The organism is Flavobacterium sp. (assembly GCF_036515215.1).
Taxonomy (GTDB): Bacteria; Bacteroidota; Bacteroidia; order Flavobacteriales; family Flavobacteriaceae; genus Flavobacterium.
The window spans coordinates 1-25,376 of the sequence record NZ_DATBVQ010000076.1; the positions used below are offsets into that span (position 1 = coordinate 1).

Annotated in this window: 26 protein-coding genes; 23 read left to right on the forward strand and 3 right to left on the reverse strand. The window is 36.0% G+C overall.

Going from position 1 to position 25,376, the window contains the following annotated elements:
* Window positions 1-43 precede the first annotated feature (43 nt).
* Together VIH09_RS05510 and VIH09_RS05515 are read left to right on the forward strand one after the other, a co-directional pair.
* A complete protein-coding gene (locus VIH09_RS05510) occupies window positions 44-1,636 on the forward strand; it encodes a tetratricopeptide repeat-containing sensor histidine kinase (RefSeq protein ID WP_331578704.1) in 1,593 nt (530 codons plus the stop codon).
* A 2-nt stretch (window positions 1,637-1,638) separates the two neighbouring features.
* Window positions 1,639-2,331: a response regulator gene (locus VIH09_RS05515; protein ID WP_331578706.1), complete on the forward strand. Its 693-nt coding sequence runs from the start codon at window positions 1,639-1,641 to the stop codon at window positions 2,329-2,331.
* 53 nt (window positions 2,332-2,384) lie between these two features.
* On the opposite strand, the gene thiL is transcribed toward VIH09_RS05515, so the two are convergent.
* Window positions 2,385-3,431 (reverse strand): thiamine-phosphate kinase, encoded by a 1,047-nt coding sequence (gene thiL / locus VIH09_RS05520; protein ID WP_331578708.1) that lies wholly within the window; start codon window positions 3,429-3,431, stop codon window positions 2,385-2,387.
* A gap of 180 nt (window positions 3,432-3,611) precedes the next feature.
* On the opposite strand from thiL, the gene VIH09_RS05525 reads away from it, so the two are divergent.
* Window positions 3,612-4,544, forward strand: coding sequence for a 1-phosphofructokinase family hexose kinase (locus VIH09_RS05525; protein WP_331578710.1), 933 nt, complete (start codon window positions 3,612-3,614; stop codon window positions 4,542-4,544).
* Between the two features lie 78 nt (window positions 4,545-4,622).
* Here VIH09_RS05525 and lepA read toward each other — a convergent pair whose 3' ends face one another.
* Window positions 4,623-6,419, reverse strand: a complete 1,797-nt coding sequence (gene lepA, locus VIH09_RS05530; RefSeq protein ID WP_331578712.1) for a translation elongation factor 4 — start codon at window positions 6,417-6,419, stop codon at window positions 4,623-4,625.
* A 291-nt stretch (window positions 6,420-6,710) separates the two neighbouring features.
* Between lepA and VIH09_RS05535 the strand changes: the two genes are divergently transcribed.
* The gene (locus tag VIH09_RS05535; protein ID WP_331578714.1) at window positions 6,711-7,319 is read left to right on the forward strand and encodes a hypothetical protein; all 609 of its coding nucleotides are present in this window, start codon (window positions 6,711-6,713) and stop codon (window positions 7,317-7,319) included.
* A gap of 25 nt (window positions 7,320-7,344) precedes the next feature.
* On the opposite strand, the gene VIH09_RS05540 is transcribed toward VIH09_RS05535, so the two are convergent.
* Window positions 7,345-8,607 carry an NAD(P)/FAD-dependent oxidoreductase gene (locus VIH09_RS05540; RefSeq protein ID WP_331578716.1) on the reverse strand — a complete coding sequence of 421 codons (1,263 nt, stop codon included), beginning with the start codon at window positions 8,605-8,607 and terminating at the stop codon, window positions 7,345-7,347.
* Between the two features lie 103 nt (window positions 8,608-8,710).
* On the opposite strand from VIH09_RS05540, the gene VIH09_RS05545 reads away from it, so the two are divergent.
* The 19 genes from VIH09_RS05545 to VIH09_RS05635 form a co-directional block, all read left to right on the forward strand.
* On the forward strand, window positions 8,711-10,231 hold the full coding sequence (locus VIH09_RS05545) for an aromatic amino acid ammonia-lyase (RefSeq protein WP_331578718.1): 1,521 nt from the start codon (window positions 8,711-8,713) through the stop codon (window positions 10,229-10,231).
* Window positions 10,232-10,342: 111 nt separating this feature from the next.
* A complete protein-coding gene (fabG, locus tag VIH09_RS05550; RefSeq protein WP_331578720.1) occupies window positions 10,343-11,074 on the forward strand; it encodes a 3-oxoacyl-ACP reductase FabG in 732 nt (243 codons plus the stop codon).
* Between the two features lie 16 nt (window positions 11,075-11,090).
* Entirely contained in the window at window positions 11,091-12,326 is a 1,236-nt protein-coding gene (locus tag VIH09_RS05555; RefSeq protein ID WP_331578722.1) for a beta-ketoacyl-[acyl-carrier-protein] synthase family protein, read from the forward strand.
* The gene (locus VIH09_RS05560; protein WP_331578724.1) at window positions 12,319-12,573 is read left to right on the forward strand and encodes an acyl carrier protein; all 255 of its coding nucleotides are present in this window, start codon (window positions 12,319-12,321) and stop codon (window positions 12,571-12,573) included. The genes VIH09_RS05555 and VIH09_RS05560 overlap by 8 nt, the downstream gene beginning before the upstream one ends.
* Entirely contained in the window at window positions 12,573-13,466 is an 894-nt protein-coding gene (locus VIH09_RS05565; RefSeq protein ID WP_331578726.1) for a lipid A biosynthesis acyltransferase, read from the forward strand. The genes VIH09_RS05560 and VIH09_RS05565 overlap by 1 nt, the downstream gene beginning before the upstream one ends.
* A 3-nt stretch (window positions 13,467-13,469) precedes the next feature.
* Entirely contained in the window at window positions 13,470-13,901 is a 432-nt protein-coding gene (locus VIH09_RS05570) for a hypothetical protein (RefSeq protein ID WP_331578728.1), read from the forward strand.
* A gap of 54 nt (window positions 13,902-13,955) precedes the next feature.
* The gene (locus VIH09_RS05575) at window positions 13,956-14,405 is read left to right on the forward strand and encodes an acyl-CoA thioesterase (RefSeq protein ID WP_331578730.1); all 450 of its coding nucleotides are present in this window, start codon (window positions 13,956-13,958) and stop codon (window positions 14,403-14,405) included.
* Window position 14,406: 1 nt separating this feature from the next.
* The gene (locus VIH09_RS05580; RefSeq protein ID WP_331578732.1) at window positions 14,407-15,546 is read left to right on the forward strand and encodes a beta-ketoacyl-[acyl-carrier-protein] synthase family protein; all 1,140 of its coding nucleotides are present in this window, start codon (window positions 14,407-14,409) and stop codon (window positions 15,544-15,546) included.
* Complete coding sequence (locus VIH09_RS05585) at window positions 15,546-16,163, forward strand: 3-oxoacyl-ACP synthase (RefSeq protein ID WP_331578734.1); 618 nt, start codon at window positions 15,546-15,548, stop codon at window positions 16,161-16,163. The genes VIH09_RS05580 and VIH09_RS05585 overlap by 1 nt, the downstream gene beginning before the upstream one ends.
* Before the next feature lie 2 nt (window positions 16,164-16,165).
* Window positions 16,166-16,423: a phosphopantetheine-binding protein gene (locus VIH09_RS05590; protein ID WP_331578736.1), complete on the forward strand. Its 258-nt coding sequence runs from the start codon at window positions 16,166-16,168 to the stop codon at window positions 16,421-16,423.
* A 21-nt stretch (window positions 16,424-16,444) separates the two neighbouring features.
* The gene (locus VIH09_RS05595; protein WP_331578738.1) at window positions 16,445-17,647 is read left to right on the forward strand and encodes a beta-ketoacyl-[acyl-carrier-protein] synthase family protein; all 1,203 of its coding nucleotides are present in this window, start codon (window positions 16,445-16,447) and stop codon (window positions 17,645-17,647) included.
* Window positions 17,644-18,705 (forward strand): beta-ketoacyl synthase N-terminal-like domain-containing protein, encoded by a 1,062-nt coding sequence (locus VIH09_RS05600; RefSeq protein WP_331578740.1) that lies wholly within the window; start codon window positions 17,644-17,646, stop codon window positions 18,703-18,705. The genes VIH09_RS05595 and VIH09_RS05600 overlap by 4 nt, the downstream gene beginning before the upstream one ends.
* Window positions 18,702-19,478 (forward strand): polysaccharide deacetylase family protein, encoded by a 777-nt coding sequence (locus tag VIH09_RS05605; protein WP_331578742.1) that lies wholly within the window; start codon window positions 18,702-18,704, stop codon window positions 19,476-19,478. The genes VIH09_RS05600 and VIH09_RS05605 overlap by 4 nt, the downstream gene beginning before the upstream one ends.
* Window positions 19,468-20,103: an outer membrane lipoprotein carrier protein LolA gene (locus tag VIH09_RS05610; RefSeq protein WP_331578744.1), complete on the forward strand. Its 636-nt coding sequence runs from the start codon at window positions 19,468-19,470 to the stop codon at window positions 20,101-20,103. Before VIH09_RS05605 ends, VIH09_RS05610 begins: the two co-directional genes overlap by 11 nt.
* Window positions 20,069-20,713, forward strand: a complete 645-nt coding sequence (locus VIH09_RS05615) for a hypothetical protein (protein WP_331578746.1) — start codon at window positions 20,069-20,071, stop codon at window positions 20,711-20,713. The genes VIH09_RS05610 and VIH09_RS05615 overlap by 35 nt, the downstream gene beginning before the upstream one ends.
* Before the next feature lie 4 nt (window positions 20,714-20,717).
* Window positions 20,718-21,356, forward strand: coding sequence for a porin family protein (locus tag VIH09_RS05620; protein ID WP_331578748.1), 639 nt, complete (start codon window positions 20,718-20,720; stop codon window positions 21,354-21,356).
* A 5-nt stretch (window positions 21,357-21,361) separates the two neighbouring features.
* Window positions 21,362-21,739, forward strand: a complete 378-nt coding sequence (locus tag VIH09_RS05625; protein WP_331578750.1) for a 3-hydroxyacyl-ACP dehydratase — start codon at window positions 21,362-21,364, stop codon at window positions 21,737-21,739.
* 42 nt (window positions 21,740-21,781) lie between these two features.
* Window positions 21,782-22,975, forward strand: coding sequence for a DUF2062 domain-containing protein (locus VIH09_RS05630; protein WP_331578752.1), 1,194 nt, complete (start codon window positions 21,782-21,784; stop codon window positions 22,973-22,975).
* The coding region (locus tag VIH09_RS05635; RefSeq protein WP_331578754.1) for an MMPL family transporter at window positions 22,968-25,376 on the forward strand (2,409 nt) is incomplete at its 3' end. The genes VIH09_RS05630 and VIH09_RS05635, both read left to right, overlap by 8 nt.

The following is a 25,376-nucleotide window of genomic DNA, read 5'->3' on the forward strand; positions in this document are numbered from 1 at the left end:
AAAAGCGGAAAAAATGTATAAGGATCAGAATGATAATTTTAATTTGGGTAAAACATTAATCAATAAAGCTACTTTACAATACAAAGCTGGTGATTTTTCAGGTTCAGCAACAACCGTTTTCAGTGTGTTAAAAACAATTAAGGAAGAAAAGCAGACAAATAATATTCTGTATGATGCTTACAATCTGTTGGGAATTATATATGGCGAGCTAGGTGAATATGAAAATGCAATTACATATCATAATAAAGCATTGCTAATTAGTGATGATCAAATAATTCCCAAAGTATTTCAGGCTAGAGCCACTTCTTATAACAATATCGGTTTTCTTTATCTTAGTTCACAAAATTACTTACTTGCCAAAGACTATTTTCAAAAGGGGCTTAAGCAAGAAAATCTATTTATACAGAAACCAGCAGTCTATGGGATGTTATTGGATAATTTAGCATTTTCAAAATTTAAATTAAAAGAGACTGATGGTTTGCCAGAACTATTTTATCAATCCCTGAAATTACGAGATAGTTTAAAATTGAACGCTGGAATATTTATTAATAAAATTCACTTATCAGAGTACTTCGCTTCAAAAAATGATACCATCAAGGCATTACAGTATTCGAACGAAGCTCTTTTATTATCAAAAGCAACAAATAATCCTCGGGATATTTTAGTGGCCCTTAAGCAATTAGCGGTAATTGAGCCTGAAAAAGCGGCTGTTTATACAAAAAAATACATTCTACTCAATGAAGAATTACAAAAAGCAGAACGCAGCATGGGTGATAAATTTTCTCGTATTGAATATGAAACTGACAAAATAAAAACTGAGAATTCCAGTTTAGAAGTTCAAAACAGGAATCTAGTATATGTGTTTAGTGCATTAACTATTTTAGGGTTATTTCTATACATCATAAAAGCCCAAAAAACCAAAAACAGGGAGCTTTTGTACAAACAGCAGCAGCAAGTAGCCAATGAGGATATTTATAATTTAATGATTTCCCAGCAAAACACGATTGAAACGAATAGGGTAAAGGAGAAAAAAAGGGTGGCGCAAGAGCTGCATGATGGGGTTTTGGGAAGGATGTTTGGTGTTAGGATGAATCTGGACAGTCTAAATCGGATCCAGGATGAGACGGCTATCAACCAAAGAATTAGTTATTTATCTGAGTTAAAAAATATAGAACAGGATATCCGTGAAATTTCTCATGACCTGAATAGAGAGAAATCGGAATTAATTAATAACTTCGTTGCCATCGTTGACAATCTATTTGAAGAACAAAGGAGAACATTTCAATCTAAGTTGGTCTCAAACATAGATAGAAGAATAAAATGGGAATTAATGGCCAACTCGGTGAAGATTAATTTATTCCGTATTATCCAGGAATCGCTTCAAAATATTAACAAGTATGCCAAAGCAAATTCTATTAGCATTGAATTGAAAAAGCAAGAGGATAATTTATTATTGGTGATTAGCGATAATGGAATCGGATTTAATTCTAATTTGAAAAGAAAAGGAATAGGAATACAAAATATGCTATCGCGAACTAAGGAGTGTGATGGAGTATTTAACATAAAATCCAAAAAAGGGGAAGGTACGGTCATCACCGTAACTGTACCAATAGAACAAATACAAATACCTATATAACAATGGCAATGGAAGCGGCTGGCCTAACAACCATAAAGAGTAATATACTAATTGTTGATGATCATCCTTTTATTATACAGGGATACAAAAATGCAATTACGAGATATAATCCAAATAAGTATGAGTTTTTCATATCTGAAGCAAAGGATTGCGAGTCAGCGTATAATGTTATTACGGATCCGGATACAATACCTTTTGACATTGCTTTCTTGGACATAAGTATGCCGCCTTATGAAGAAAAGGGACTTTATTCCGGTGAAGATTTGGCAAAATTGATTTTGGAGGCAATGCCCAACTGCCGAATTATCTTGCTTACCATGTTCACCGAATTTTTGAAAATAAAAACCATCATAAAAACAATTAATCCTCATGGATTAGTGATCAAAAATGATTTGACATTTGACGAACTGTTATTCGCTTTTGATAAAGTGATCAAAAACGAACAATATTATAGTCAGTCTGTTCTGAAAATGTTGGATTCCCAAGAAAATAATGTAGAAATAGATTTGTTCGATAAACAAATTCTGTTCCATTTGTCCAAAGGAACAAAGACAAAAGACATTCCACAATACATCCCAATATCTTTAAACGCAATCGAAGTTCGAAAGTTAAATCTTAAGGAGTTATTAAAAGTGACTGAGGGGAGCGACATCGATTTGGTGCGTGAAGCCCGAAATATCGGATTGTTATTTTAACATAAAAAAGGAACAAAAAAAACGGCATTTTGTAAAAATGCCGTTTTTTTGTTTTATAGAGTTATTGAATCCCAACCTCGCGCTTTTAAAGGGATTTTGGTGTTTGCTCTGGTCACTAAATGGATTCCCTCACTTTCTTGAACCATGTGTCCAATAATGGAGAAATTAGGGTTCGCTTTTATCTTGTCAAAATCTTCCATGGCAATGGTGAAAAGTAATTCGTAATCTTCCCCTCCGTTTATGGCGACTGTAGTGCTGTCAATATCAAATTCCTCACATACACTTATTAATTGGGGATCTAACGGTAATTTATCCTCGTACAAATTACAGCCCACCTTTGATTGCTTACACAAATGCATAATTTCAGAAGATAATCCATCCGATATGTCGATCATCGACGTTGGTTTTATTTCCAAGGCATGGAATAAAGTACGAACATCTTTTCGTGCTTCGGGTTTTAGTTGGCGCTCGATCAAGTACGTATAAGCATCCAAATCAGGTTGCGAATTAGGATTTACCTGAAATACCTGTTTTTCACGTTCTAACACCTGTAGTCCCATGTATGCCGCACCAATGTCGCCAGTTACTACCAGCAAATCCGTTTGTTTTGCGCCATTTCTGTACACGATTTCATCTTCGTCAGCCTCGCCAATTGCAGTAATGCTGATGATCAACCCTTTTTGAGAAGACGTTGTGTCACCGCCAACAACATCAACATTATATTCTTTGGAAGCATGTGCAATCCCTGCAAATAATTCATCTAAAGCTTCTAATGGGAAACGATTTGAAACTGCAATGGAAACCGTGATCTGAGTGGCTTTGGCATTCATCGCACATATATCTGAAATATTAGTGGTTACCGCTTTGTATCCTAAGTGTTTCAAAGGCATATAGGCCAAATCAAAATGCACCCCTTCAATCAACAAGTCGGTGGAAACAACCACTTTTTTATCCTTAAGATCAAGAACAGCGGCGTCATCACCAATTCCTTTCAGCGTGGAAGGCTGGTTAATTTCGAAGTTTTGTGTCAAATGCTCGATCAATCGAAATTCTCCTAGCTGGGCTATACTTGTGCGTTGTGGGTTTTTATCTTCAATCATTTTTTTTAGTTTATTTCGTCTGTCCCCTTTCTAAAATTGATTAGGAGGTACAAAGGTACAAAGTTGTAAAGGTTTTGGCTAATTAAAAAGAACCCATCGATTTCGGAATTTTGATTGTAGATGGCTCTGTTTTGAGATTTAATTTTTTTTTCGCACCTTTAGAATAGTAAAAACAGCAAAATGAAATCAATTGATATAGCGACCATCACGGTCAACCCGGCCCTTGATAAAAGTGCGCATTTTTCGGGACTGGTGCCTGAGCAAAAAATAAGATGTCAAGAGCCTCAATTTGATGCCGGAGGTGGAGGAATTAATGTGTCTAAAGCCATTTCTCGCCTAGGGGAAACGTCTTTGGCAATCTACACATCTGGAGGGCCAACGGGAAAAATGCTGGAAGAACTGATCAATAAAGAATCGATTGTGTCCGAGGCTATCGAAATTAAAAATTGGACAAGAGAGAGTTTTGTGGCCACTGACGACAACACTAATTCCCAATATCGTTTTAGTTTTCCGGGGCCAGTTATTTCAACTGCCGAACAAGGTAGGATCATTGAAGCCGTGCAAAAATTAAATTCTAAGTATGTTGTGGTCAGCGGTGGTTTAAACAAGGATTTGAGGACAGATTTTTATCAAGTAATTGCTGAAATAGCAAAAAAATTAAATGCAAAATTGATTGTTGATACTTCGGGTGACCCTTTGAAAAAAGCATTGGAAACGGGAGTTTATATGATTAAGCCCAATGTGGGTGAATTGGCGAAACTAATCGGCGTAGAGCGCCTCGAGATGGAAGAAGTCAGCGATGCGGCAAAACAAATCATTGCAAACGGTGGAGCCGAAATCGTGGTCGTTTCCCTCGGGCCACAAGGAGCTGTCCTGGTGACCAAAGACTCATCCGATTTTGTTCCTGCGCCCAATGTTGCAAAAAAAAGTACAGTAGGTGCCGGTGACAGCATGGTGGGTGGAATGGTCTGGGCACTTTCGCAAGGTAAAAACCTGAAGGAAGTGATCCGTTGGGGCGTAGCCTGTGGTTCGGCGGCAACAATGAACGAAGGGACACAGTTATTTAAGTTGGAAGATGCGAAACGGTTATTTGAATGGTTGAAGGATAAGTAATACACAAAAAACCTGATAATTTTCATCATCAGGTTTTTCTTTATTCTTTGCTCTTTCTTCTATTCTCTAAAAAAGGATTTAATCATTCAACTTCAAAACAGCCATAAATGCCTCTTGCGGAATTTCAACATTCCCAACCAATCTCATACGTTTTTTACCCTTTTTCTGTTTCTCCAATAATTTACGTTTACGAGAAATGTCTCCACCATAACATTTGGCGGTAACGTCTTTACGTAAAGCTTTGATTGTTTCACGAGAAATCACTTTAACGCCAATCGCCGCTTGAACAGGAATATCAAATTGTTGACGTGGAATCAACTCTTTCAGTTTTTCACACATCTTTTTGCCAATAGAATAGGCGTTATCTACGTGCATCAATGAAGATAAAGCATCAACAATGGTAGCATTCAATAAAATATCTACTTTAACCAAATTGGAAGTTCGCATTCCAATTGGCGTGTAATCAAATGAAGCATATCCTTTAGAAACGGTTTTCAAACGATCGTAAAAATCAAACACAATCTCTGCCAGTGGCATGTCAAAAGTCAACTCTACACGTTCCGTAGTCAAATAGGTTTGATTGGTGATCAACCCACGTTTTTCGATACACAAACTCATTACGTTTCCAACATAATCGGCTTTTGTAATAATAGTAGCTTTAATAAAAGGCTCCTCAACGTGATCTAAACGAGAAGGTTCAGGCAAGTCAGAAGGATTGTTCACAATCAATGCTGTATCGGGATTTTTTTTGGTAAACGCATGGTAAGAAACGTTGGGAACGGTAGTTATAACCGTCATGTTAAACTCTCTTTCAAGACGCTCCTGGATAATCTCCATGTGCAACATTCCCAAGAATCCACAACGGAAACCAAATCCCAAAGCTGCCGAACTTTCAGGTAAAAACACAAGTGAAGCATCGTTCAATTGTAGTTTTTCCATAGAGTTTCTCAGTTCCTCGTAATCTTCGGTGTCTACAGGATAAATCCCTGCAAAAACCATTGGTTTCACATCTTCAAAACCCTTAATTATATTTGTTGTTGGATTTTTTGCATCCGTCAACGTATCGCCCACTTTTACTTCTTTGGCTTCCTTAATTCCCGAAATCAAGTATCCAACATCACCTGCCGAAATTACTTGTTTAGGAACTTGGTTTAATTTTAATGTACCAATTTCGTCTGCAAAATACTCGTTGCCCGTAGCCATGAATTTTATCTTCTGACCCTTTTTTATTTGACCGTTTTTAACACGGAAAATAACTTCAATTCCGCGAAACGGATTGTAATGTGAGTCAAAAATTAAAGCTTGTAACGGTTCGTCGACATTCCCTGCTGGAGGTGGAATTTTTTCGATAATGGCAGCCAAAATATTTTCGACACCAAAACCAGTTTTTCCGGAAGCATGAATAATATCTTCTAATTTACAACCTAGTAAATCAATAATATCGTCACTTACTTCTTCCGGGTTGGCGCTTGGCAAATCTACTTTGTTTAAAACCGGAATAATTTCCAGGTCATTCTCCAAAGCCAAATATAAATTTGAAATCGTTTGTGCTTGAATGCTTTGTGCCGCATCTACAATCAAAAGAGCACCTTCACAGGCCGCAATGGATCTAGAAACTTCATACGAAAAATCTACGTGTCCGGGAGTATCAATCAAATTCAAGATATATTCTTGTCCTTTGTAAGTGTATTCCATTTGGATGGCATGACTTTTTATGGTAATCCCACGTTCCCGTTCCAAGTCCATGTTGTCAAGCAATTGCGCTTTTTCTTGACGGGCGGTAACCGTTTGTGTAGCGCCAAGTAGTCGGTCAGCAAGTGTGCTTTTTCCGTGGTCAATATGTGCAATAATGCAAAAATTCCTTATATGTTTCATCTTCTGTTAGTATCTATTTTTTTAGGGCGTGCCTTTGCTTCCACGATCGTTGCAGCAAGGTCGGGCTATCCACTGTATCTTTTGTTTCGCGAGCTTCACAAAAGGATGCCGCTTCTATCCCTCACGCACCATCGCAAACGGCGACAATTAATCTGCAAATATAATTCAAAGTTAATCAGCATCAAAGGAGCTGTATGATATAAAAAATAATGGGTCTTTTTTATTTATATATTAATTATAATTATATATTTTTACTTGTAAGTTTTTTACACATAATAATAAACAAAACCAATGAAAAAATTAGTGTTATCAGTATTATTTGTTTCGTCTATGATGACGGCTCAAAGGATGGATGTGGTCAAGGGGAATTTTGATTTCCTTAAAGATCAAAAAGAGATTAATGTGCAATTTGACTACAGCGAATTGACATTAATGAAAGAAAATAAATCTGAAGCGACCTATGTTGAGGAAAGAACTAATGAGCTTAATGAAAAGCACAAAAATGTAGGTGACATTTGGGCCAAAAAATGGGAAGCCAGTAAAGAACTTTCTTGGAATCCAAAATTCTTGGAATTGGTTAACGTCGTATTGTCAAAAAAAGATGTGGACGTTAGTTTCCAGGAAGGATTGACAGCCGCTCCTTATACACTAATTGTAAAATCGGTATGGATATATCCGGGTTGGGATGTTATGATGATGAAACAACCTGCAAAAGTGACAACATTGCTGACATTTGTGGAGACGGGAAATCCAACTAATGTTTTAGCGGAAATCACCAGCAAAGATGCCCCAGGAGATCAATGGGGAAATAATTTTAGCAATGAAACCAGAATCGGGGAAGGATATGCTAAAACTGGAAAGTCATTAGCGCAAAGGCTTTTGAAATCGGTTTATAGATAATCAAGTTTTAAACAGAAAACCCTAATTAAGTATTAGGGTTTTCTGTTTTTTTATTGTTGTCCATTTCAATAAGATGAGCCATATTTTTAATTAAATTATGGTGTTTCTTGACAAAAGGATTGCTTTCATCCCAAACATAACCGGCAAGGACCGCGCAAATTTTGCGTTTCACCTCAGGGTTTTCCGGTTGATGAAAAAACAAGGTCTGTAGGTTTCCGGTGTACCATTCTTTTACATAAGTGGTAAAAACGCTAATCCCTTTTTTCATATAACCAGTAAACTCTTCTTCCCAATTGACGCTAATTCCTTGCGATTCTTTTATGAATAGTTTTGCGGCAAGCATCCCAGATTCGGTCGCAAAGGCTACGCCTGACGAAAAAACAGGGTCTAAAAATTCAGAGCTGTTTCCTGTAAGGGCAAAACCATCACCATACATCTGTTTTACGGAGCGGGAATAGTTTTCTAATTTTATGGGTTCAAACAAAAAATCAACTCCGCCAAAACGATTGACATAATAGTCCGAAAGCTGAATGGCATTATTCAAAGCCTCTGTATTATTTTTATTTTCCGAAAGGGAATTGATGAAATCCGTTGGGCCTACAATTCCTATACTGGTATTCCCATTAGAAAACGGAATAACCCATAGCCATACTTTCGTTTCTAAAATATCAAAGGAAATCATGGTTCCTTCTTCGCCATCAGGTCTTTTGTTGTCTTTAACATGTGTAAAAATAGAAGAATGGGGATCTAGTTTTGAAGGCGTGTCTAAATCTAAAAGTCGAGGTAGTACTCTACCATAGCCGCTGGAATCAATAACAAATTTGGCATTAATCTCTTTCAGGTTTCCTTCTTTGTCTTTTACGATTGTTTTAGAATTTTTTCCTTCGAAGGAAATGGAAATCACCTCCGATTCGAATTCCAAATCAATTCCTTTTCTAATAATTTCTTGTGCCATCGTATTGTCAAAATCAGCTCTTGGCACTTGCCAAGTCCAATCCCAACCCTCCGAGAACTTATTGCTGAAATCGAAAATGCAAACCTCTTCCCCTCTTATGAATCGTGCCCCAAGTTTTTTTTCAAAATTCATTGCATCAAGACTTTCAAACAATCCCGCTTCCGCAAAATGGTCCATGACGCGCGGGATTAGACTTTCGCCTACGACAAGTCGCGGAAACTTTGTTTTTTCGACAATCTTCACTTTGACTTTGTTATTGAAAAGATGAGCTGCCGAGACACATCCTGAAGGCCCAGCTCCAATGATTAATACATCCACAAACTCCTTTAGCATATTATTATATTATAATTGATTATTGCGTTACATTTGCTATCCTCAAAATAACTACATTTATTTTGATAAAAAAAACGAATCCACTATAATCAAAAAGGGCTACATGAGCACTATAAATGAATTTTTAAGTCTAAAGGACTTCGAATCAATAATCTTTGGAAATAAACAAATCGAAATAAGTGATCTTGTATTAAAAAGGGTAAATGAAAGTTTTGACTTTTTAAAAGAATTTTCTGAAAATAAAATTATTTATGGCGTCAACACCGGTTTTGGACCCATGGCGCAATACCGAATTAAAGACGAGGACAGAATTCAATTGCAATACAATTTAATCAGAAGTCACTCATCTGGAACTGGAAAGCCACTCAATGCGGTTTGTGTAAAAGCGGCTATATTGGCGCGTTTAAATACGCTTTCGTTAGGGAATTCTGGGGTACATCCATCCGTAATTCATCTGATGGCGGCATTGATTAACAAAGATATTACTCCTTTGATTTTTGAACACGGTGGAGTGGGCGCCAGTGGAGATTTAGTTCAGTTGGCACATTTGGCGCTAGTTTTGATCGGCGAAGGTGAAGTTTTTTATAAAGGAGAAAGAAGAGCAACCAAAGAAGTTTTTGAGATTGAAAATCTAAAACCCATTCAGGTAGAAATCAGGGAAGGCTTGGCATTGATAAACGGAACTTCTGTAATGACCGGAATTGGAGTTGTGAATGTGCACCATGCAAGCAAATTACTGGATTGGTCATTAAAATCTTCTTGTGCAATAAATGAAATTGTCCAGGCTTATGATGATCATTTCTCGGAAGAACTAAATAAAACCAAACGTCATAAAGGACAGCGAGAAGTCGCTCTCAGAATGAGAGAAAACCTTGCCGACAGTACTTTGATCAGAAAAAGAGAGGATCATTTGTACTCCGGTGAGAATAATGAGGAGATTTTTAAAGAAAAGGTGCAAGAATATTATTCATTGCGTTGTGTGCCTCAGATATTAGGGCCTGTTTTAGAAACTATCAATAATGTGGCTTCTATACTTGAAGACGAATTTAATTCGGCAAATGATAATCCTATTATTGATGTGAAAAACCAACATGTGTATCATGGAGGGAATTTCCATGGGGACTATATATCCTTGGAGATGGATAAACTTAAGATTGTGATTACCAAATTAACCATGCTTGCGGAACGTCAATTAAATTATTTGCTAAATTCAAAAATCAATGAGATTTTACCTCCATTTGTAAATTTGGGGACATTAGGATTTAATTTTGGGATGCAGGGTGTGCAATTTACGGCCACTTCAACCACTGCCGAAAATCAAATGCTGTCCAATCCGATGTATATTCATAGTATTCCAAACAATAATGACAATCAGGATATTGTGAGTATGGGGACCAATGCAGCTGTGATTACCGCAAAAGTAATCGAGAATGCTTTTGAAGTACTGAGTATCGAAATAATTACGATTGTCCAAGCCATAGATGCTTTGGGACAAAAAGATGAAATTTCGTCCGTCACTAAAAAAATGTACGATGACGTTAGGGCCATTGTTCCAGAATTCAAAGAAGACCAGGTGATGTATCCTTTTGTCCAAAAGGTCAAAGATTATTTGATTAATAATTAGTACATTGGTTTTTTTAGTTTAAAAAATAAAAATAATTAGCTTCTGTTTTTGACTGACGGTCTTTACAAATAAAAGACAGCTTAGAAACACAAGAAAAAACAAAATATACTTATGAAGTGTGCATTAGTAACAGGCGGCTCAAGAGGAATTGGCAGTGCCATTTGTCAGAAATTAGCTGTTGATACAGATTACCATATTCTGATTAATTACCATTCAAATAAGGCCGCAGCCGAACAGACACTTGAAGAAGTGAAAAAATTGGGTGCAACCGCCGAAATAATACAGTTTGACGTGGCGGACTTTGAGGAGGTGAAAAACAAGTTGACGCAATGGCAGGAAGCAAATCCCGACGCGCTGGTTGAAGCGATCGTGAATAATGCCGGAATTACAAAAGACGGTTTGTTTATGTGGATGAGTCCGGAAGATTGGTCGAGCGTTGTAAATACCAGTTTGAATGGCTTTTTTAATGTCACTAATTTTTTCATTCAAAAAATGTTACGTAATAAGTACGGGCGAATTGTAAACATAGTTTCACTTTCAGGAGTAAAAGGAACTGCGGGACAAACGAATTATTCTGCCGCGAAAGGTGCTGTTGTTGCCGCAACCAAGGCTTTGGCGCAAGAAGTAGCAAAACGTAAAGTTACCGTAAATGCAGTAGCCCCCGGTTTTATTAGAACGGATATGACCAGCCAATTAGATGAGAAAGAATTGATTAAATTAGTCCCCGCAAATCGTTTTGGAGAAGCGGAAGAAGTAGCAGATCTGGTGAGTTTTTTGGTTTCTAAAAAGTCCAGTTATATTACGGGAGAAATTATCAATATAAACGGAGGGATTTATTCATAAAATTACTTTTAAGACAATGGATAGAAGAGTTGTAATAACAGGAATGGGAATTTACTCGTGTATAGGGACATCCTTAGACGAAGTAAAAGACGCCTTGTATGAGGGTAAATCAGGAATTGTATTTGATCCCGAACGCAAAGAGTTTGGTTTTCGTTCCGCCCTAACGGGAATGGTGCCCAAACCGGATTTGAAAAATTTACTTTCCAGGAGGCAAAGAATAAGTCTCGGCGAAGAGACAGAATTTGCCTATATGTCCACAATAGAGGCTTTGAAAAATGCGAATATCGACGATGCTTTTTTTGATGAAAATGAAGTAGGTATCATGTATGGTAATGACAGCGTCTCAAAAGCAATTATTGAGGCTACCGATATTGTAAGAGAGAAAAAAGATACTGCGCTGATAGGTTCGGGAGCGATTTTCAAATCGATGAACTCAACGGTTACGATGAATCTTTCGACCATTTTTAAGCTAAGAGGAATAAACCTTACCATCAGTGCGGCCTGCGCAAGCGGGTCACATTCTATTGGGTTGGCTTATTTTTTAATAAAAAGTGGTTTTCAGGACATGATAATTTGCGGAGGAGCACAGGAAATCAACAAATATGCAATGTGCAGTTTTGATGGTTTAGGTGTTTTTTCGCCCAGAGAAGAGGAGCCGACAAAAGCATCCAGGCCTTTTGATTCCTCAAGAGACGGCCTAGTTCCTAGCGGTGGTGCCGCTACTTTAATTTTGGAAAGTTATGAATCTGCCGTAAAGCGCGGAGCGACTATTATTGCTGAAGTTGTTGGTTATGGATTCTCGTCTAACGGGGGGCATATTTCTACCCCAAACGTCGAAGGCCCATCCATTGCAATGCAAAGAGCGCTAGATGAAGCCGGACTGAAAGCAAGTGATATTGATTATATAAATGCTCATGCAACATCGACTCCTGTAGGAGACGTTAATGAGGCTAAAGCCATTTTTGAAATTTTTGGTGAAAGTAATACTCCTGTAAGCTCAACGAAATCAATGACAGGACACGAATGTTGGATGGCGGGAGCAAGTGAAGTTATCTATTCGATTTTAATGATGCAAAATGATTTTATTGCACCCAATATCAATTTAGAAAACCCTGATGAGGATTCCAAAAAATTAAATTTGGTTAAAACCACATTAAATAAAAAAATTGATATATTTTTGTCGAATTCCTTTGGATTTGGCGGAACAAATTCAGCCTTGGTGGTTAAAAAGTTTAAAAAGAGTGATGAATAAAGAAGAAATAGTTAAAAAGATAAATAGTTTTTTGGTTGATGAATTTGAAGTCGAAGCTGATGATGTTCAACCGGATGCAAATTTAAAAGATACTTTAGGATTAGATAGTTTGGATTATGTGGATTTAGTTGTTTCCATTGAATCCAATTTTGGTGTAAAATTAGTTGAGGTTGATTTCGTAGGAATTGCTTCTTTTCAAAGTTTTTACGACTTAATCGAAAATAAGTTAAAAGCAAAAAATAGTTAATGAGCCAATGGGACGGTAAGTCTAAAGGGACACTTTTAGGATACAAAATTTTTGTTTTTTTTATTAAAAAAGTAGGAATCCAATCGGCCTATTTTATTCTCTATTTTGTTTCCTCATATTATTTCCTTTTTCTAAAAAAGAGTAATCGAGCCATCTTTTACTATTTCAACAAACGACAAGGTTTTTCCTACTTCAAATCGAAACAGATGGTTTTCAAGAGTTACTATACTTTTGGACAAACCATCATCGATAAAATTTCCATTTCGGCAGGGATGCGAAATAAATTCAGCTACGAATTTGATGGTATTGAGATATTAAAAAAGGCATTAGCCGAAAAAAAGGGAGGAGTGCTCATAAGTGCACATATCGGTAATTTTGAGATAGCTGAACATTTTTTTGGAGAGATAGATTTGGATTTTCAAATCAATTTGGTCACTTCTGACTTGGAGCATTCTACGATTAAGAACTACCTTGAGAGCATTTCCCAAAAACCGAATGTTAAATTCATTATTATCCAAGATGATTTATCGCATGTTTTTGAAATAAACAATGCTTTGGCAAATAATGAATTGATTTGTTTTACTGGAGACCGCTATTTTGAAGGAGCAAAATCATTATCAGAAAATTTATTGGGACAAGAAGCACGTTTTCCTGCGGGACCATTTCTTATTGCGTCCAGACTGCAGGTTCCTGTAATTTTTGTTTATGTAATGAAAGAGGCTAACTTGCACTATCATCTATATGCCAGAGAAGCCAAAGTGAAACACCGTGACGCAAAAGGCTTGTTATTAGCCTATATAGAAAGTGTCGAGTCGATTCTTAAAAAATATCCGTTACAGTGGTTCAATTATTTTGATTTTTGGAATCAACTAGAAAATCAGACCAAAAAATAAAGCATGGAATCAAATACAGTTTTTGACAAAGATTTTGTAGAACAGTTATTGCCGCAAAAGTTCCCTTTTGTAATGGTTGATAAAATGTTTTCCTATACCGAAACAGAAATAGTTTCAGGCTTAAAAATTCAGGAAGACAATATTTTTTTTCATAACGGAATCCTGGTTGAATCAGGACTAATAGAGCATATGGCACAATCTGTTGCTTTGCACACTGGTTATGAATTTTTCTTAAAACAAGAAATAGCGCCTACGGGTTACATTGGTTCTATTAAAAATGTTGAAATAAAAGAATTGCCAAAACTTCATGATGAGATAAAGACTACGGTTACCATTTTGCAACAATTTGCAGGAATAACTTTAGTGGATATCGTTACTACACTTCATGATGTGAAAATCGCTTTTGGCCAAATGAAAACGGTTCTGGCCAAGTAACTAATAAAGCTTACTTTTGTTTTTTATAATTACCACAACAATTGCATTTTTTAAATGATAAGAAAAAAAGAACAATATAAAGAGGTGGAATCATTGACTGTCGCTCATGATATAAGAGTGCGATTCAATGAAACGGATCCGCTTGGGATCGTTTGGCATGGCTATTACATCACCTATTTTGAGGATGGTCGCGAGGCCTTTGGTCGCCATCATGGCATTTCCTATCTTGATGTTTTTGACAGCGGATTTACAACTCCCATCGTGAAATCGACTTGCGAGCACAAATTGTCCTTACGGTATGGTGATGTGGCTAGAATAGAAACTACGATTGTTGCCACTCCCGCTGCAAAAATTATTCACCGTTATAAGATTTTCGACGTCGATAATAATGTTGTTTGTACAGGAGAAACTATTCAGGTTTTTCTGGATAAAAATGGAGATTTAATGCTTACGAATCCCCCTTTTTATGAAGAGTGGAAACAAAAAGTGGGACTACTGACATAAGATGATGAGAGAAGCATTTATAACCGAAAGCAATTGCATTACGCCCATAGGGTTTGATGTCGCCGCTAATGTCAAGAACATTGGTGCATGTGTTTCTGGTATTCAATTACATCAAAATTCATCGTTGATGATGGCTCCTTTTTATGCGTCTATAATCAATGACATAGATTTGGATACGGCTTTCGCCAAAATTTCTCCGGCGGTTAATTATACGAAGCTCGAAAAAATGATGATTTTGGCTTTGTATCCAATAGCTGAAAAATCTAAATTAGATTTTAATGATAGAACAGCATTTATACTTTCCACCACCAAGGGAAATATAACGGCCCTAAAAAATAAATCCGAAGAAAATTTTCAGAAAGCGCAGTTGCCTCATTTGGCAAAAAAAGTCGCTGACTTCTTTAAATTTAAAACGGAACCCATCGTGATTTCGAATGCCTGTGTTTCTGGAATTATGGCAGTTTCAGTTGCCAAAAGACTGATTCAAAGCAAGATATACGACAACATTTTTATAGTTGCTGGCGATGAGGTTTCGGAGTTTGTTTTGTCTGGATTTAATTCCTTTCAGGCTATGAGCGACGCGCCATGCAAACCATATTCAAAAAACAGAAACGGAGTTACACTTGGCGAAGCGGCAGCAGCAGTTTTAGTCTCTTCAAATAAAGGAAGTTCAAAAATAAAAATTATAGGTGATGGATCGATAAATGATGCCAATCATATTTCGGGGCCATCCAGAACCGGGGAAGGACTTTTCAGAAGTATCAAAAGTGCTTTGGCGGAAGCCGAAATAGAAGCCGACCAAATCGATTATATTTCTGCACACGGAACGGCAACTTCATTTAATGACGAAATGGAAGCCATAGCATTTAATAGATTGGGATTGGAGAATACTCCCGTAAATAGTCTGAAAGGTTTTTATGGACACACTTTAGGCGCATCCGGATTGCTTGAAGCGGTAATTGGAATTCAATCAGTTTTGGAAAATAAACTGTTCGTTTCTCTGGGATTTGATGAATTAGGGGTAAGTCAGCCGATTAATGTCATCGAGAAAAACGAAAATAAAAACAGCAGGTATTTTCTAAAAACGGCCTCTGGTTTTGGAGGATGTAATAGCGCCGTCTTATTCGAAAAAGTGAACTAATGACAGAAAATAAAAACTATATACATTCCTTTTGTACCATTCAAAACAATAAAATAGTTCTGAATGATGAAACCGTTTTTGAAGCAGAGTCAACTTCATTTGCAGACTTTTCAAAACAAGCCTATAAAAAACTGGAAATCAATTATCCCAAGTTTTTCAAAATGGACAGCTTGAGCAAATTGGCATTTTTGGGGGCTGAAATTTTATTAAAAGATGAAATTGATCCAGAAGCAGAAAATAATATTGCATTGGTTTTTGCCAACAAATCATCAAGTTTAGATACGGATGTGAAATATCAGGAAACTATTTCACACGAAGAAAATTACTTTCCGAGTCCCGCAGTTTTTGTTTACACTTTGCCTAATATTTGTCTGGGGGAAATTAGTATTCGGCATCAACTCAAAACCGAGAATTCTTTCTTTATATTTGAAGAATTCAACCCGGAATTCATGGTGAATTATGCGAATGTTCTTTTGGACACTAAAAAAGCAGATAAGGTATTGTGTGGTTGGGTAGAATATTTCAATGAAGAATACAAAGCATTCCTTTATTTAGTAGCTAAAGAAGGAGTTGTGGAACACCAAATAGAGACAATAAAAACAGTTTATAAAAAATAATCATGCAAGCATTAATACAAGAATTAAAAGAAAAAATTATCGCAGTTTTAAGTTTAGAAGACATAAATCTGGAAGATATAAATGATAATGATCCTCTATTTGGCGATGGTTTAGGTTTGGATTCTATCGATGCCTTGGAGCTTATCGTAATGTTGGATAAAGATTATGGAATTAAATTAACGGATCCAAAAGAAGGAAAAGTGATTTTCCAGTCTATTGAAACTATGGCGGCTTATATTGCTGCAAATAGATTGAAATAATTATTGAAATCTAAAATTATAATGAACAAAGGAGTTGCTATAACGGGGATGGGAATCATTTCTGCCATTGGAAATACGGTAGAGGAGAACCTCATTTCATTAGTGAATAACAAAGTGGCTATAACAACTATCGAAAACATTTCGACGGTTCATTCAAATGCAATAAAAGTTGGAGAAATAAAGAAAAGCAATGATCAATTGGCTGGTGAACTTCAACTATCTCCAGACAATAATTTCTCCAGAACAGCAATGTTGGGCGCTATTGCTGCTAAACAGGCCATTCGTAACGCTGGAATTTCTTCCATAAATGAATACAAAACGGGTTTGATTTCGGCGACTAGTGTCGGCGGAATGGACATGACCGAAAAAAAACACAATGAATTTTTTGAAAATGAAGCAGCATTAAAATACATCGATAGTTATGATAGTGGCGATGTAGCCCATAAAATCGCAAATGAGTTGGGCTTGGAGGGAATGGTAACTACTGTTAGCACAGCCTGTTCTTCGGCGGCTAATGCCATTATGCTTGGTGCACGCATGATAAAAAGCGGAAAATTGGACAGAGTAATTGTTGGAGGAACAGATGCTTTGACTAAATTCACCATCAACGGATTCAAGACACTTATGATTTTATCTGATGGCTATAATATGCCTTTTGATAATGATCGAAAAGGGCTGAATTTGGGAGAAGCCGCAGCCTATTTGGTCTTAGAGTCGGATGAAGTGGTAAGGAAAGAAAATAAAAAGGTGTTGGCAAGGGTTTCTGGTTACGGAAATGCGAATGACGCTTTTCACCAAACTGCCTCTTCTGAAAACGGGGACGGTGCCTTTTTGGCGATGCAAAAAGCATTTCAGGTTGCGGATCTAAAACCGGAACAAATAGACTATATCAATGTCCACGGGACGGCTACGCCCAACAATGATTTGTCTGAAGGAAGGGCGATAGTGAGGATTTTTGGCGATGACAAGGCGCCCGATTTTAGTTCGACAAAACCATTTACGGGTCATACTTTGGCTGCTGCAGCCGCAATTGAAGCAGTTTACAGTGTTTTGGCAATTCAGAATAATGTTGTTTTCCCAAATCTGAATTTTAAAACTCCGATGGAGGAATTTAATTTAGTGCCGCAAACAACTTTGAAGCACAAAAACATCGAACATGTATTGTCCAATTCTTTTGGATTTGGAGGCAACTGTTCGACTCTTATATTTTCTAAAAGCGAATGAGCAAAACATATATAAATGGTTTAGGATGCATATCAGCCCAAAAAACATTTGACACTGTTTTTCTGGAAGAAGCCGAATTGAATGAAAACGACAATGTACTCACATTGAAGGTTCCCGTTTACAAAGATTTTATTGCACCAATGGCCATTAGAAGAATGGCAAAAGGGGTGAAGAATGGAATTGTAGCTGCGGCTCTTGCCATGAAAGAAGCCAACATCACGAATGTTGATGCCATTATTACCGGAACCGGTCTGGGTTGCATTGAGGATTCGGATAAGTTTCTAAAAGCAATTCTCGATAACAAAGAAGAATTCCTGACACCAACCGCTTTTATTCAGTCGACCCATAATACTGTTGGAGCACAAATCGCTTTGGGATTAGGCTGTAAAGGGTATAATTTTACTTATGTAAATGGTGCCGTTTCATTTGAATCATCGTTATTGGATGCAAAAATGCAAATCGATGACAATGAAGCTTCCTCCATTTTAATCGGTGGGATTGACGAAATGAACGACTATACCGCCTCGCTTTTTAAAAGGGCAGGTTTTATAAAAAAAGACAATGAAGTACCTTATCAAGTTTTAAACGCTACAACTAAAGGAGCTGTTTATGGTGAGGGAGCCACTTTTTTTGTTTTGGAAAGCGAAAAAAACGAATCTACATATGCTGAGGTTTTGGATGTTGAAATCTGGAATAAAATGGATGTGGATCAGCTTGAAGCAAAAATGAATTCTTTTTTAAAATCGAATGGATTAGAAATTGCTGATATCGACGCTGTGGTTTTTGGTTACAATGGTGATGTTGAATATGATTGCTATTACGACAATCTTGCTACTACTGCATTTATAAATGTCCCTCAGGTTTATTACAAACATCTGAGTGGCGAATATTATACGGCTTCGGCATTTGGACTATGGTTAGGGGCCAAAATTATAAAAACCCAACAAATTCCGGCAATTGTAGAAGTGAACGCTGTTGAAAAATCAGCATATAAAAATATCCTATTGTACAATCAATACAAGGGAATAGATCATAGTTTTACCCTGATTTCAAAATGATAAAAAACAAAATAATTTTGCCTCTTTTCATTTCAATTCTGATTATAATGGCTCTTGTGAACCATTTTTCAGCAATTGGGACAGGCTATTTTATTGCAGTTATTTTATTGTGGTTTCTGATTGTTTTATGGGGTTCCTTTGTCGTTTCGTCTAATTATCACGTAAAAGCTTTATGCCGCAATCCACAGGAAAAAGAAAAGATAATTGCGCTGACTTTCGATGATGGCCCAAACGAAAATACTGTGTTGGTCCTGAATCTATTAAAAAAGTATGATGTAAAAGCTGCCTTTTTTTGCATTGGTAAGAACATTGAAAAATATCCCGAGATTGCGCAGCGCACCATTGCCGAAGGTCACATCATGGGAAATCACTCGTATAGCCATTCTCATTTTTTTGATTTTTTTCGAAAGAAAAAATTAATAGACGAAATTAAGAAGACCGACGCGCTTCTTGAAAAATTCACGGGAAAGAAAATCAACTTATTCAGACCGCCTTACGGCGTCACGAATCCATCGATTAGACGCGCTTTAGAGGTCACAAAGCACAAAGTAATCGGTTGGAACATAAGATCGCTGGATGGCGTGGTAAAGGATGAAAAAGTGCTTTACGATAGAATAGTAAAACGTGTTGCTCCAGGTGGAATTGTGCTTTTACACGACACTTCAAAACATTCCGTAAACGTATTGGAACAGTTATTGCAATTTCTGCAAAAAAACAACTATACCGTTGTTTCATTAGAACAACTTTTAAATATTAAAGCATATGCAAATTAAAACCTACTTGGTTGTATTCCTGACCGCTGTTATTAGCCTTGCCTCATTTGCCCAGGAGCAAAAAATGTCTGTCAGCGAAATTAATAGCTTTAAACAATCGGTAGCGGTTGTTTCGAAAAAGATAAAAACGCTAAGCACTGATTTTGTCCAATACAAACACATGGATTTTTTGTCGAAAGACATTGAAACTTCAGGTAAAATGATTTTCAAAGAGCCTAGTTTGTTGCTTTGGCAATATAAAAGACCGTACAGTTACAGCGTTATTTTTAAAAGCGGAAAAATCTTGATAAATGATGAAGGCAAAAAGAAATCGGTTGATATTGGCAACAGTAAAATGTTCGGTAAAATCAACAAACTGATTGTTGGAAGCGTCAGTGGAGATATGTTTGATGACAAGGAATTTACCATTTCTTATTTTAAAACGAAGGGGAACAATATAACCAGATTCATTCCGAAAGATGCCAAATTAAAGAAATATATCAGACAAATAGAGCTGACTTTTGACAAAGAGGAGGCAACCGTTGAGCAGGTAAAACTTATTGAATCATCCGAAGACTACACCCGAATTGTATTAAAAAACAAAACAATAAATGCGAAAATCGACGATTCCGTTTTTACTAATTAATTTTTTTTTAGTTGTTGTTTTATCTTCTTGCGCATCGAATGTTGTAAAAGGATATACTAAAGTGCCTTTAGAAAAAAAGATTGTTGCCGTTCCCTATTTTTCCAATTCAGACACAGACTATGTTTATAAAGCAAACATATCAGTTTATGGGAATGAATTAACGGGGATTTTTATTGCAAAAAAAATAAACGAGGCCACGCACCGGGTCGTTTTTACAACTGAATTTGGGAATAAATTATTGGACTTTGAAATCTCTGAAAATGATTTTAAAGTGAATTCAATTGCGGAAGAATTAGACCGGAAGATTCTCATCAATACTTTGAAAAATGATTTCAGATTGCTTTTAAGAAAGCAATATTTGATAGAAGAGCAGTTCGAGAATACGACGGATGAAGTTTATCAATCTAGAGAGGGGAATATGTATAACTTTCTTTTTGTGTCAAAAACAAATGAGAAACAGTACAAAATTGTGCATTCTTCGAGAACAAAGGAAAAAATTAGCATTAGTTTTGACTCAGAAAACAATATTTTTGCTGAAAGAGTTGTAATACAGCATAAGAATATCAAATTAAAAATCGAACTTAATTATCTCCAATCAAAATCAAATTAGAATTATGAAAAAAGTGTTTTTTATTGTAGTTTTTGCAATTTTAGGTGTTTTACAGTCAGAAGCGCAAGTAAGTTTTAAACCGGGAATTAAGGCCGGATTGAATTTTTCAAAATTACAGGATACTAATCTTGAAAACAAAACAGATTTCTATATAGGTGGTTTTGGTACCATTAAATTTTCTAATGTTTATTCCTTGCAACCTGAATTAATTTATTCAAGACAAGGAGGAAAAGGAACAGTTTCGGGATTTTATTATGACCAAGTTTCTCCAACGGAGATAAACACAGTTTATGAAGAAAGAGATGCTGATGTCTCGTTGCAATATTTATCTTTTGTAACCATGAATAAATTTAATATCAACAAGAGTTTTTATATTCTAGCGGGTCCTTATTTTGACTTTCTAGTTGGTGATGATTTTAAAATTGACCGCAAAAATGAATATAGAGCAGAAATCTCAAAGGGAGAAGATATTGATCTTGGTTTAACAGGCGGGATTGGTTATATTTTTCCAAATGGAATTGGGTTTGAAGCAAGAATTAAAAAAGGGACAAGGGATGCAATTGATGACAGGAACGGTAGTGCAACTGTCAATACCAATTTTGGCTATCAAATAGGGGCGACATATACTTTTGACTTAAAATAGAATCTATGCTTTTAGAATATTTTTATAAAATACTTTCAATTGAATCTATTACCGATTCGCAACGTCGAGCAACTATTTTAATAAATGAAAAGCATATTGTTTTTAAAGGACATTTTCCTGACAATCCAATTATGCCTGGAGTTTGCATGATGCAAATCATAAAAGAACTGACAGAACAAATTACTGGGGACTCATTAATGATGCAAAAGCTAATTGATGTTAAGTTTACGGCATTAATAAATCCTTTTCTTACTCCAGAATTAAGGTTGGAATTAGATATTACTACAACTGATACTGGTTTAGTAAAAGTTAAGAATACAAGTTATTTTGGTGATACAGTGGCATTGAAACTGAATTGTCTTTATGAAAAAACAACACTCTAAAATTTTTTAAAGAGTGGAATAGCAAGTTAAAAAGTAATTAAAATGGAAGTTGTTTTGTCTGAAATTGATAGAATCAATCAAATGAAAGTTTGTGTTATTGTACCCACGTATAATAACTGCAAAACGCTAAAACGGGTTTTAGATTCGGTTTTACTTTATACTTCGAATATTATTATTATTAATGATGGTTCCACTGATGAAACAGCACAGATTCTAGAAAATTATACTCAGCTCGTTCAAATACATTTCCCTAAAAACAGCGGGAAAGGATTGGCGCTGCGGGCTGGTTTTAAAAAAGCGATTGAACTGAACTACAATTACGCGATTACGATAGATTCTGATGGGCAACATTTTGCATCTGACATTCCGAAGTTTATTGACTTACTAGAAAAAGAAGAAGATGCCTTGATTATAGGAAGTAGGAACATGATGCAGGAAGGCGTTCCTAAAAAAAGTAGTTTCGGGAATAAATTTTCTAATTTTTGGTTTTGGTTTGAAACCGGAATCCGACTTGAAGATACCCAATCCGGTTATAGATTGTATCCGCTGCGACAAATTCCAAAAAAATATTTCACCAACAAATTCGAATTTGAAATTGAGGTTATCGTACGTTCCGCATGGAAAGGCATTAAGGTTGTAAATATGCCTATTCAGGTCTTATATGACCCAACGGAAAGGGTTTCTCATTTTAGACCTTTTAAAGATTTTACCAGGATAAGTATCTTGAATACCGTATTGGTTGTCATTACATTAGCCTATATCAAGCCGAGGAATTTTTTCCGTAGCCTAAAAAAGAAGGGAATTAAAAAATTCCTGATCGAGAACATTTTGCACGGGAATGACAGCAATTTAAAGAAATCACTCTCAATTGCTTTAGGGGTTTTTATTGGGATTTCGCCTTTCTGGGGCTTTCAGACAGTTACGGTTTTATTTTTGGCAGTTGTGTTAAAACTAAATAAGGCCATTTCGTTTGCCTTTTCGAATATTAGTTTTCCACCTATGATTCCTCTTATAATATATGGGTCATTGACACTAGGCGGTAATTTTATTCATTCTGACACGCCCATATTTTTAGATAAATCGATTACTTTTACTGATATTAAAAACAATATTGGTCAATATATCGTGGGCAGTTTTTTATTGGCTACAATAATGGCAATCACCTTCGGCCTCTTGGGTTACGTCTTAATGACTGTTTTTAGTACAATTAAAAATAAAAAAATAAAGAATGCATAACTTTTTAGTTACGGTCCATACGTTTGCCAATAAATACAAATTCACTTTTTTTGGAATTTTATTTTCGATGCTTTTGATATTCGGGTTTTTTGCTTCCAAGATTACTTTTCAAGAAAATATAAATCAATTAATACCTTCAAACGACCAATCGAGTGTTACTTCTAAAGTACTGGAACAAGTTGACTTTGCGGATAAAATCGCCATAATAATCACTAGCAAACAAAACGGTTCCCCCGAAGATTTAACACAATATGCAAACGTTTTTCTGGATAGTATAAACGCAAATTGTGCATCATACATTGGAAAAATTCAAGGGAAGATTGCCGATGAAAATATCCAAGAAACATTTGATTTTGTCAATGATAATTTGCCTCTTTTCCTAGACAAAGAGGATTATGCAACCATCCAGAATAGAATTCAGAAAGACAGTATCGCTGAAATTGTCGAAGGAAACTATAAAACACTAATATCCCCTACGGGAATCGTTTCTAAAGATTTCATTCTTCAGGATCCGCTTGGGATTTCATTCATAGCTTTAAAAAAGTTGCAGCAACTTGGTGTTGGTGATGATTTTGAATTGAACAATGGATATGTGATGACCAAAGACAAGAAAAACATTCTCCTTTTCATAACTCCTAAATTGTCTGCTAACGAAACGGATAAAAACACCCTTTTTATTGGAAAACTGAATGCTATAAAGGAAAGTTTGAATGCCAGATTTACTGATAAAGTTGCAATGAGTTATTTTGGTTCAACGCCGGTCGCTGTTGCAAATGCGACCCAAATAAAAGCGGACGTTCAGAATACCGCCATATTTGCAGCTATAAGCTTGATGCTTATTCTTATTTACTTTTACAGAAGTGTATTGACGCCGATAATTATTTTTATTCCCTCGTTATTTGGGGCATTGTTCGCTTTATCCGTTTTGTATTTTTGGAAAGGCACCATTTCGGCCATTTCACTTGGGATTAGTTCTATTTTGCTTGGTGAAACCACCGATTATTCCATTTATGTGCTGACGCATTTAAGAAACAATAAAAACGTAAAACTACTTTATAAAGACATTACAAAGCCGCTTCTATTATGCGGAATCACAACGGCAATTACCTTTCTATGTTTGTTTTTTATAAAGTCGGAAGCGTTGAAAGACTTGGGTATTTTTGCTTCTTTGAGTGTGATTTCCACGACTTTGTTTTCGTTAGTTCTTATTCCGTTGTTATACGGAACAAAAAATAAAGTTTTAATCCCGAAGAACAATATCATAGATAAACTGGGAGGCTATTCGTATCATAAAAGCAAATTTCTTGTCGGCTCGGTATTGCTTCTTTTGGTAATCTCCTTTTTTACTTATTCTAAAGTTACTTTCAATAATGATCTTTCGGCGATAAATTTCATGACTCCAGAATTGAAGAAGGCGGAAAAAGAACTCGAAAACATTACAGCGATTTCTTCAAAATCTATTTATTTGGCCGTCTATGGCAAGAGTTACGAAGAGGTTTTAAATAATAACAATACTCTTTTTACAGCATTAGAAAAAGAAAAAAACAGTGGTCAAATCCAGACTTTCAGTTCTATTGGTGGGATTGTATTTTCTGAAGCAATGCAAAAGCAAAAAATTCAAGAATGGAATACTTTTTGGAATAGCCAAAAAAAATTGGAACTTAAAAATCAACTCATCGCGAACGGAAGTACATTTGGTTTCAAAGCCAGTTCCTTTTCGAAATTTTATGAAACTTTAGATAAAGAATTCAAGCCAATTCCTTTCAGTGAATATGCTAAAGTAAAATCCTTTTTTCTGGAAGAGTTTGTAGCTCAAAAAAACGGGTTTTTTACGGTTTCTACTCTTGTCAAAGTTCCGATAAATAAAAGAGATGCCTTTGTAAACAAAATTAAGGAACAGGAAAACATTGTTGTCATTGATAGGCAAGAGACCAATGAAACCTTTCTTGGGACGTTGAAAACCAATTTTGAGGACCTTGTGAATTACTCGTTTATCGCAGTATTTTTAATTCTCTTTTTTGCTTTTAGAAAAATTGAGTTGGTAATTGTCAGCATAATCCCAATAATGATCAGTTGGATATTCACCACCGGAATAATGGGAATGTTCGACTTGCAATTTAACGTGGTAAACATTATCGTTTGCACCTTGGTTTTTGGGATTGGAGTTGATTATAGCATCTTTATGACTTCGGCTTTGCAAAAAGAGCATACGTTTGGGAATAAACAATTAGCTTCATATAGAACATCTATTTTATTGTCGGTAGCGACAACACTTTTGGGAATTGGAGTTTTGGTGTTTGCAAAACATCCCGCTTTGAAATCCATTTCCATGATTTCTGTAATCGGTATTTTTTCGGCTCTACTGATTACTTTTATTTTGCAACCATTGGTTTTTAGCTTC

Excerpts from the sequence above, each read along its gene's own strand:
- VIH09_RS05515 (WP_331578706.1), top strand. The coding sequence starts at position 1,639 with ATGGCAATGGAAGCGGCTGGCCTAACAACCATAAAGAGTAATATACTA.
- thiL (WP_331578708.1), bottom strand. The coding sequence starts at position 3,431 with ATGATTGAAGATAAAAACCCACAACGCACAAGTATAGCCCAGCTAGGA.
- VIH09_RS05525 (WP_331578710.1), top strand. The coding sequence starts at position 3,612 with ATGAAATCAATTGATATAGCGACCATCACGGTCAACCCGGCCCTTGAT.
- lepA (WP_331578712.1), bottom strand. The coding sequence starts at position 6,419 with ATGAAACATATAAGGAATTTTTGCATTATTGCACATATTGACCACGGA.
- VIH09_RS05535 (WP_331578714.1), top strand. The coding sequence starts at position 6,711 with ATGAAAAAATTAGTGTTATCAGTATTATTTGTTTCGTCTATGATGACG.
- VIH09_RS05540 (WP_331578716.1), bottom strand. The coding sequence starts at position 8,607 with ATGCTAAAGGAGTTTGTGGATGTATTAATCATTGGAGCTGGGCCTTCA.
- VIH09_RS05545 (WP_331578718.1), top strand. The coding sequence starts at position 8,711 with ATGAGCACTATAAATGAATTTTTAAGTCTAAAGGACTTCGAATCAATA.
- fabG (WP_331578720.1), top strand. The coding sequence starts at position 10,343 with ATGAAGTGTGCATTAGTAACAGGCGGCTCAAGAGGAATTGGCAGTGCC.
- VIH09_RS05555 (WP_331578722.1), top strand. The coding sequence starts at position 11,091 with ATGGATAGAAGAGTTGTAATAACAGGAATGGGAATTTACTCGTGTATA.
- VIH09_RS05560 (WP_331578724.1), top strand. The coding sequence starts at position 12,319 with ATGAATAAAGAAGAAATAGTTAAAAAGATAAATAGTTTTTTGGTTGAT.
- VIH09_RS05565 (WP_331578726.1), top strand. The coding sequence starts at position 12,573 with ATGAGCCAATGGGACGGTAAGTCTAAAGGGACACTTTTAGGATACAAA.
- VIH09_RS05570 (WP_331578728.1), top strand. The coding sequence starts at position 13,470 with ATGGAATCAAATACAGTTTTTGACAAAGATTTTGTAGAACAGTTATTG.
- VIH09_RS05575 (WP_331578730.1), top strand. The coding sequence starts at position 13,956 with ATGATAAGAAAAAAAGAACAATATAAAGAGGTGGAATCATTGACTGTC.
- VIH09_RS05580 (WP_331578732.1), top strand. The coding sequence starts at position 14,407 with ATGATGAGAGAAGCATTTATAACCGAAAGCAATTGCATTACGCCCATA.
- VIH09_RS05585 (WP_331578734.1), top strand. The coding sequence starts at position 15,546 with ATGACAGAAAATAAAAACTATATACATTCCTTTTGTACCATTCAAAAC.
- VIH09_RS05590 (WP_331578736.1), top strand. The coding sequence starts at position 16,166 with ATGCAAGCATTAATACAAGAATTAAAAGAAAAAATTATCGCAGTTTTA.
- VIH09_RS05595 (WP_331578738.1), top strand. The coding sequence starts at position 16,445 with ATGAACAAAGGAGTTGCTATAACGGGGATGGGAATCATTTCTGCCATT.
- VIH09_RS05600 (WP_331578740.1), top strand. The coding sequence starts at position 17,644 with ATGAGCAAAACATATATAAATGGTTTAGGATGCATATCAGCCCAAAAA.
- VIH09_RS05605 (WP_331578742.1), top strand. The coding sequence starts at position 18,702 with ATGATAAAAAACAAAATAATTTTGCCTCTTTTCATTTCAATTCTGATT.
- VIH09_RS05610 (WP_331578744.1), top strand. The coding sequence starts at position 19,468 with ATGCAAATTAAAACCTACTTGGTTGTATTCCTGACCGCTGTTATTAGC.
- VIH09_RS05615 (WP_331578746.1), top strand. The coding sequence starts at position 20,069 with ATGCGAAAATCGACGATTCCGTTTTTACTAATTAATTTTTTTTTAGTT.
- VIH09_RS05620 (WP_331578748.1), top strand. The coding sequence starts at position 20,718 with ATGAAAAAAGTGTTTTTTATTGTAGTTTTTGCAATTTTAGGTGTTTTA.
- VIH09_RS05625 (WP_331578750.1), top strand. The coding sequence starts at position 21,362 with ATGCTTTTAGAATATTTTTATAAAATACTTTCAATTGAATCTATTACC.
- VIH09_RS05630 (WP_331578752.1), top strand. The coding sequence starts at position 21,782 with ATGGAAGTTGTTTTGTCTGAAATTGATAGAATCAATCAAATGAAAGTT.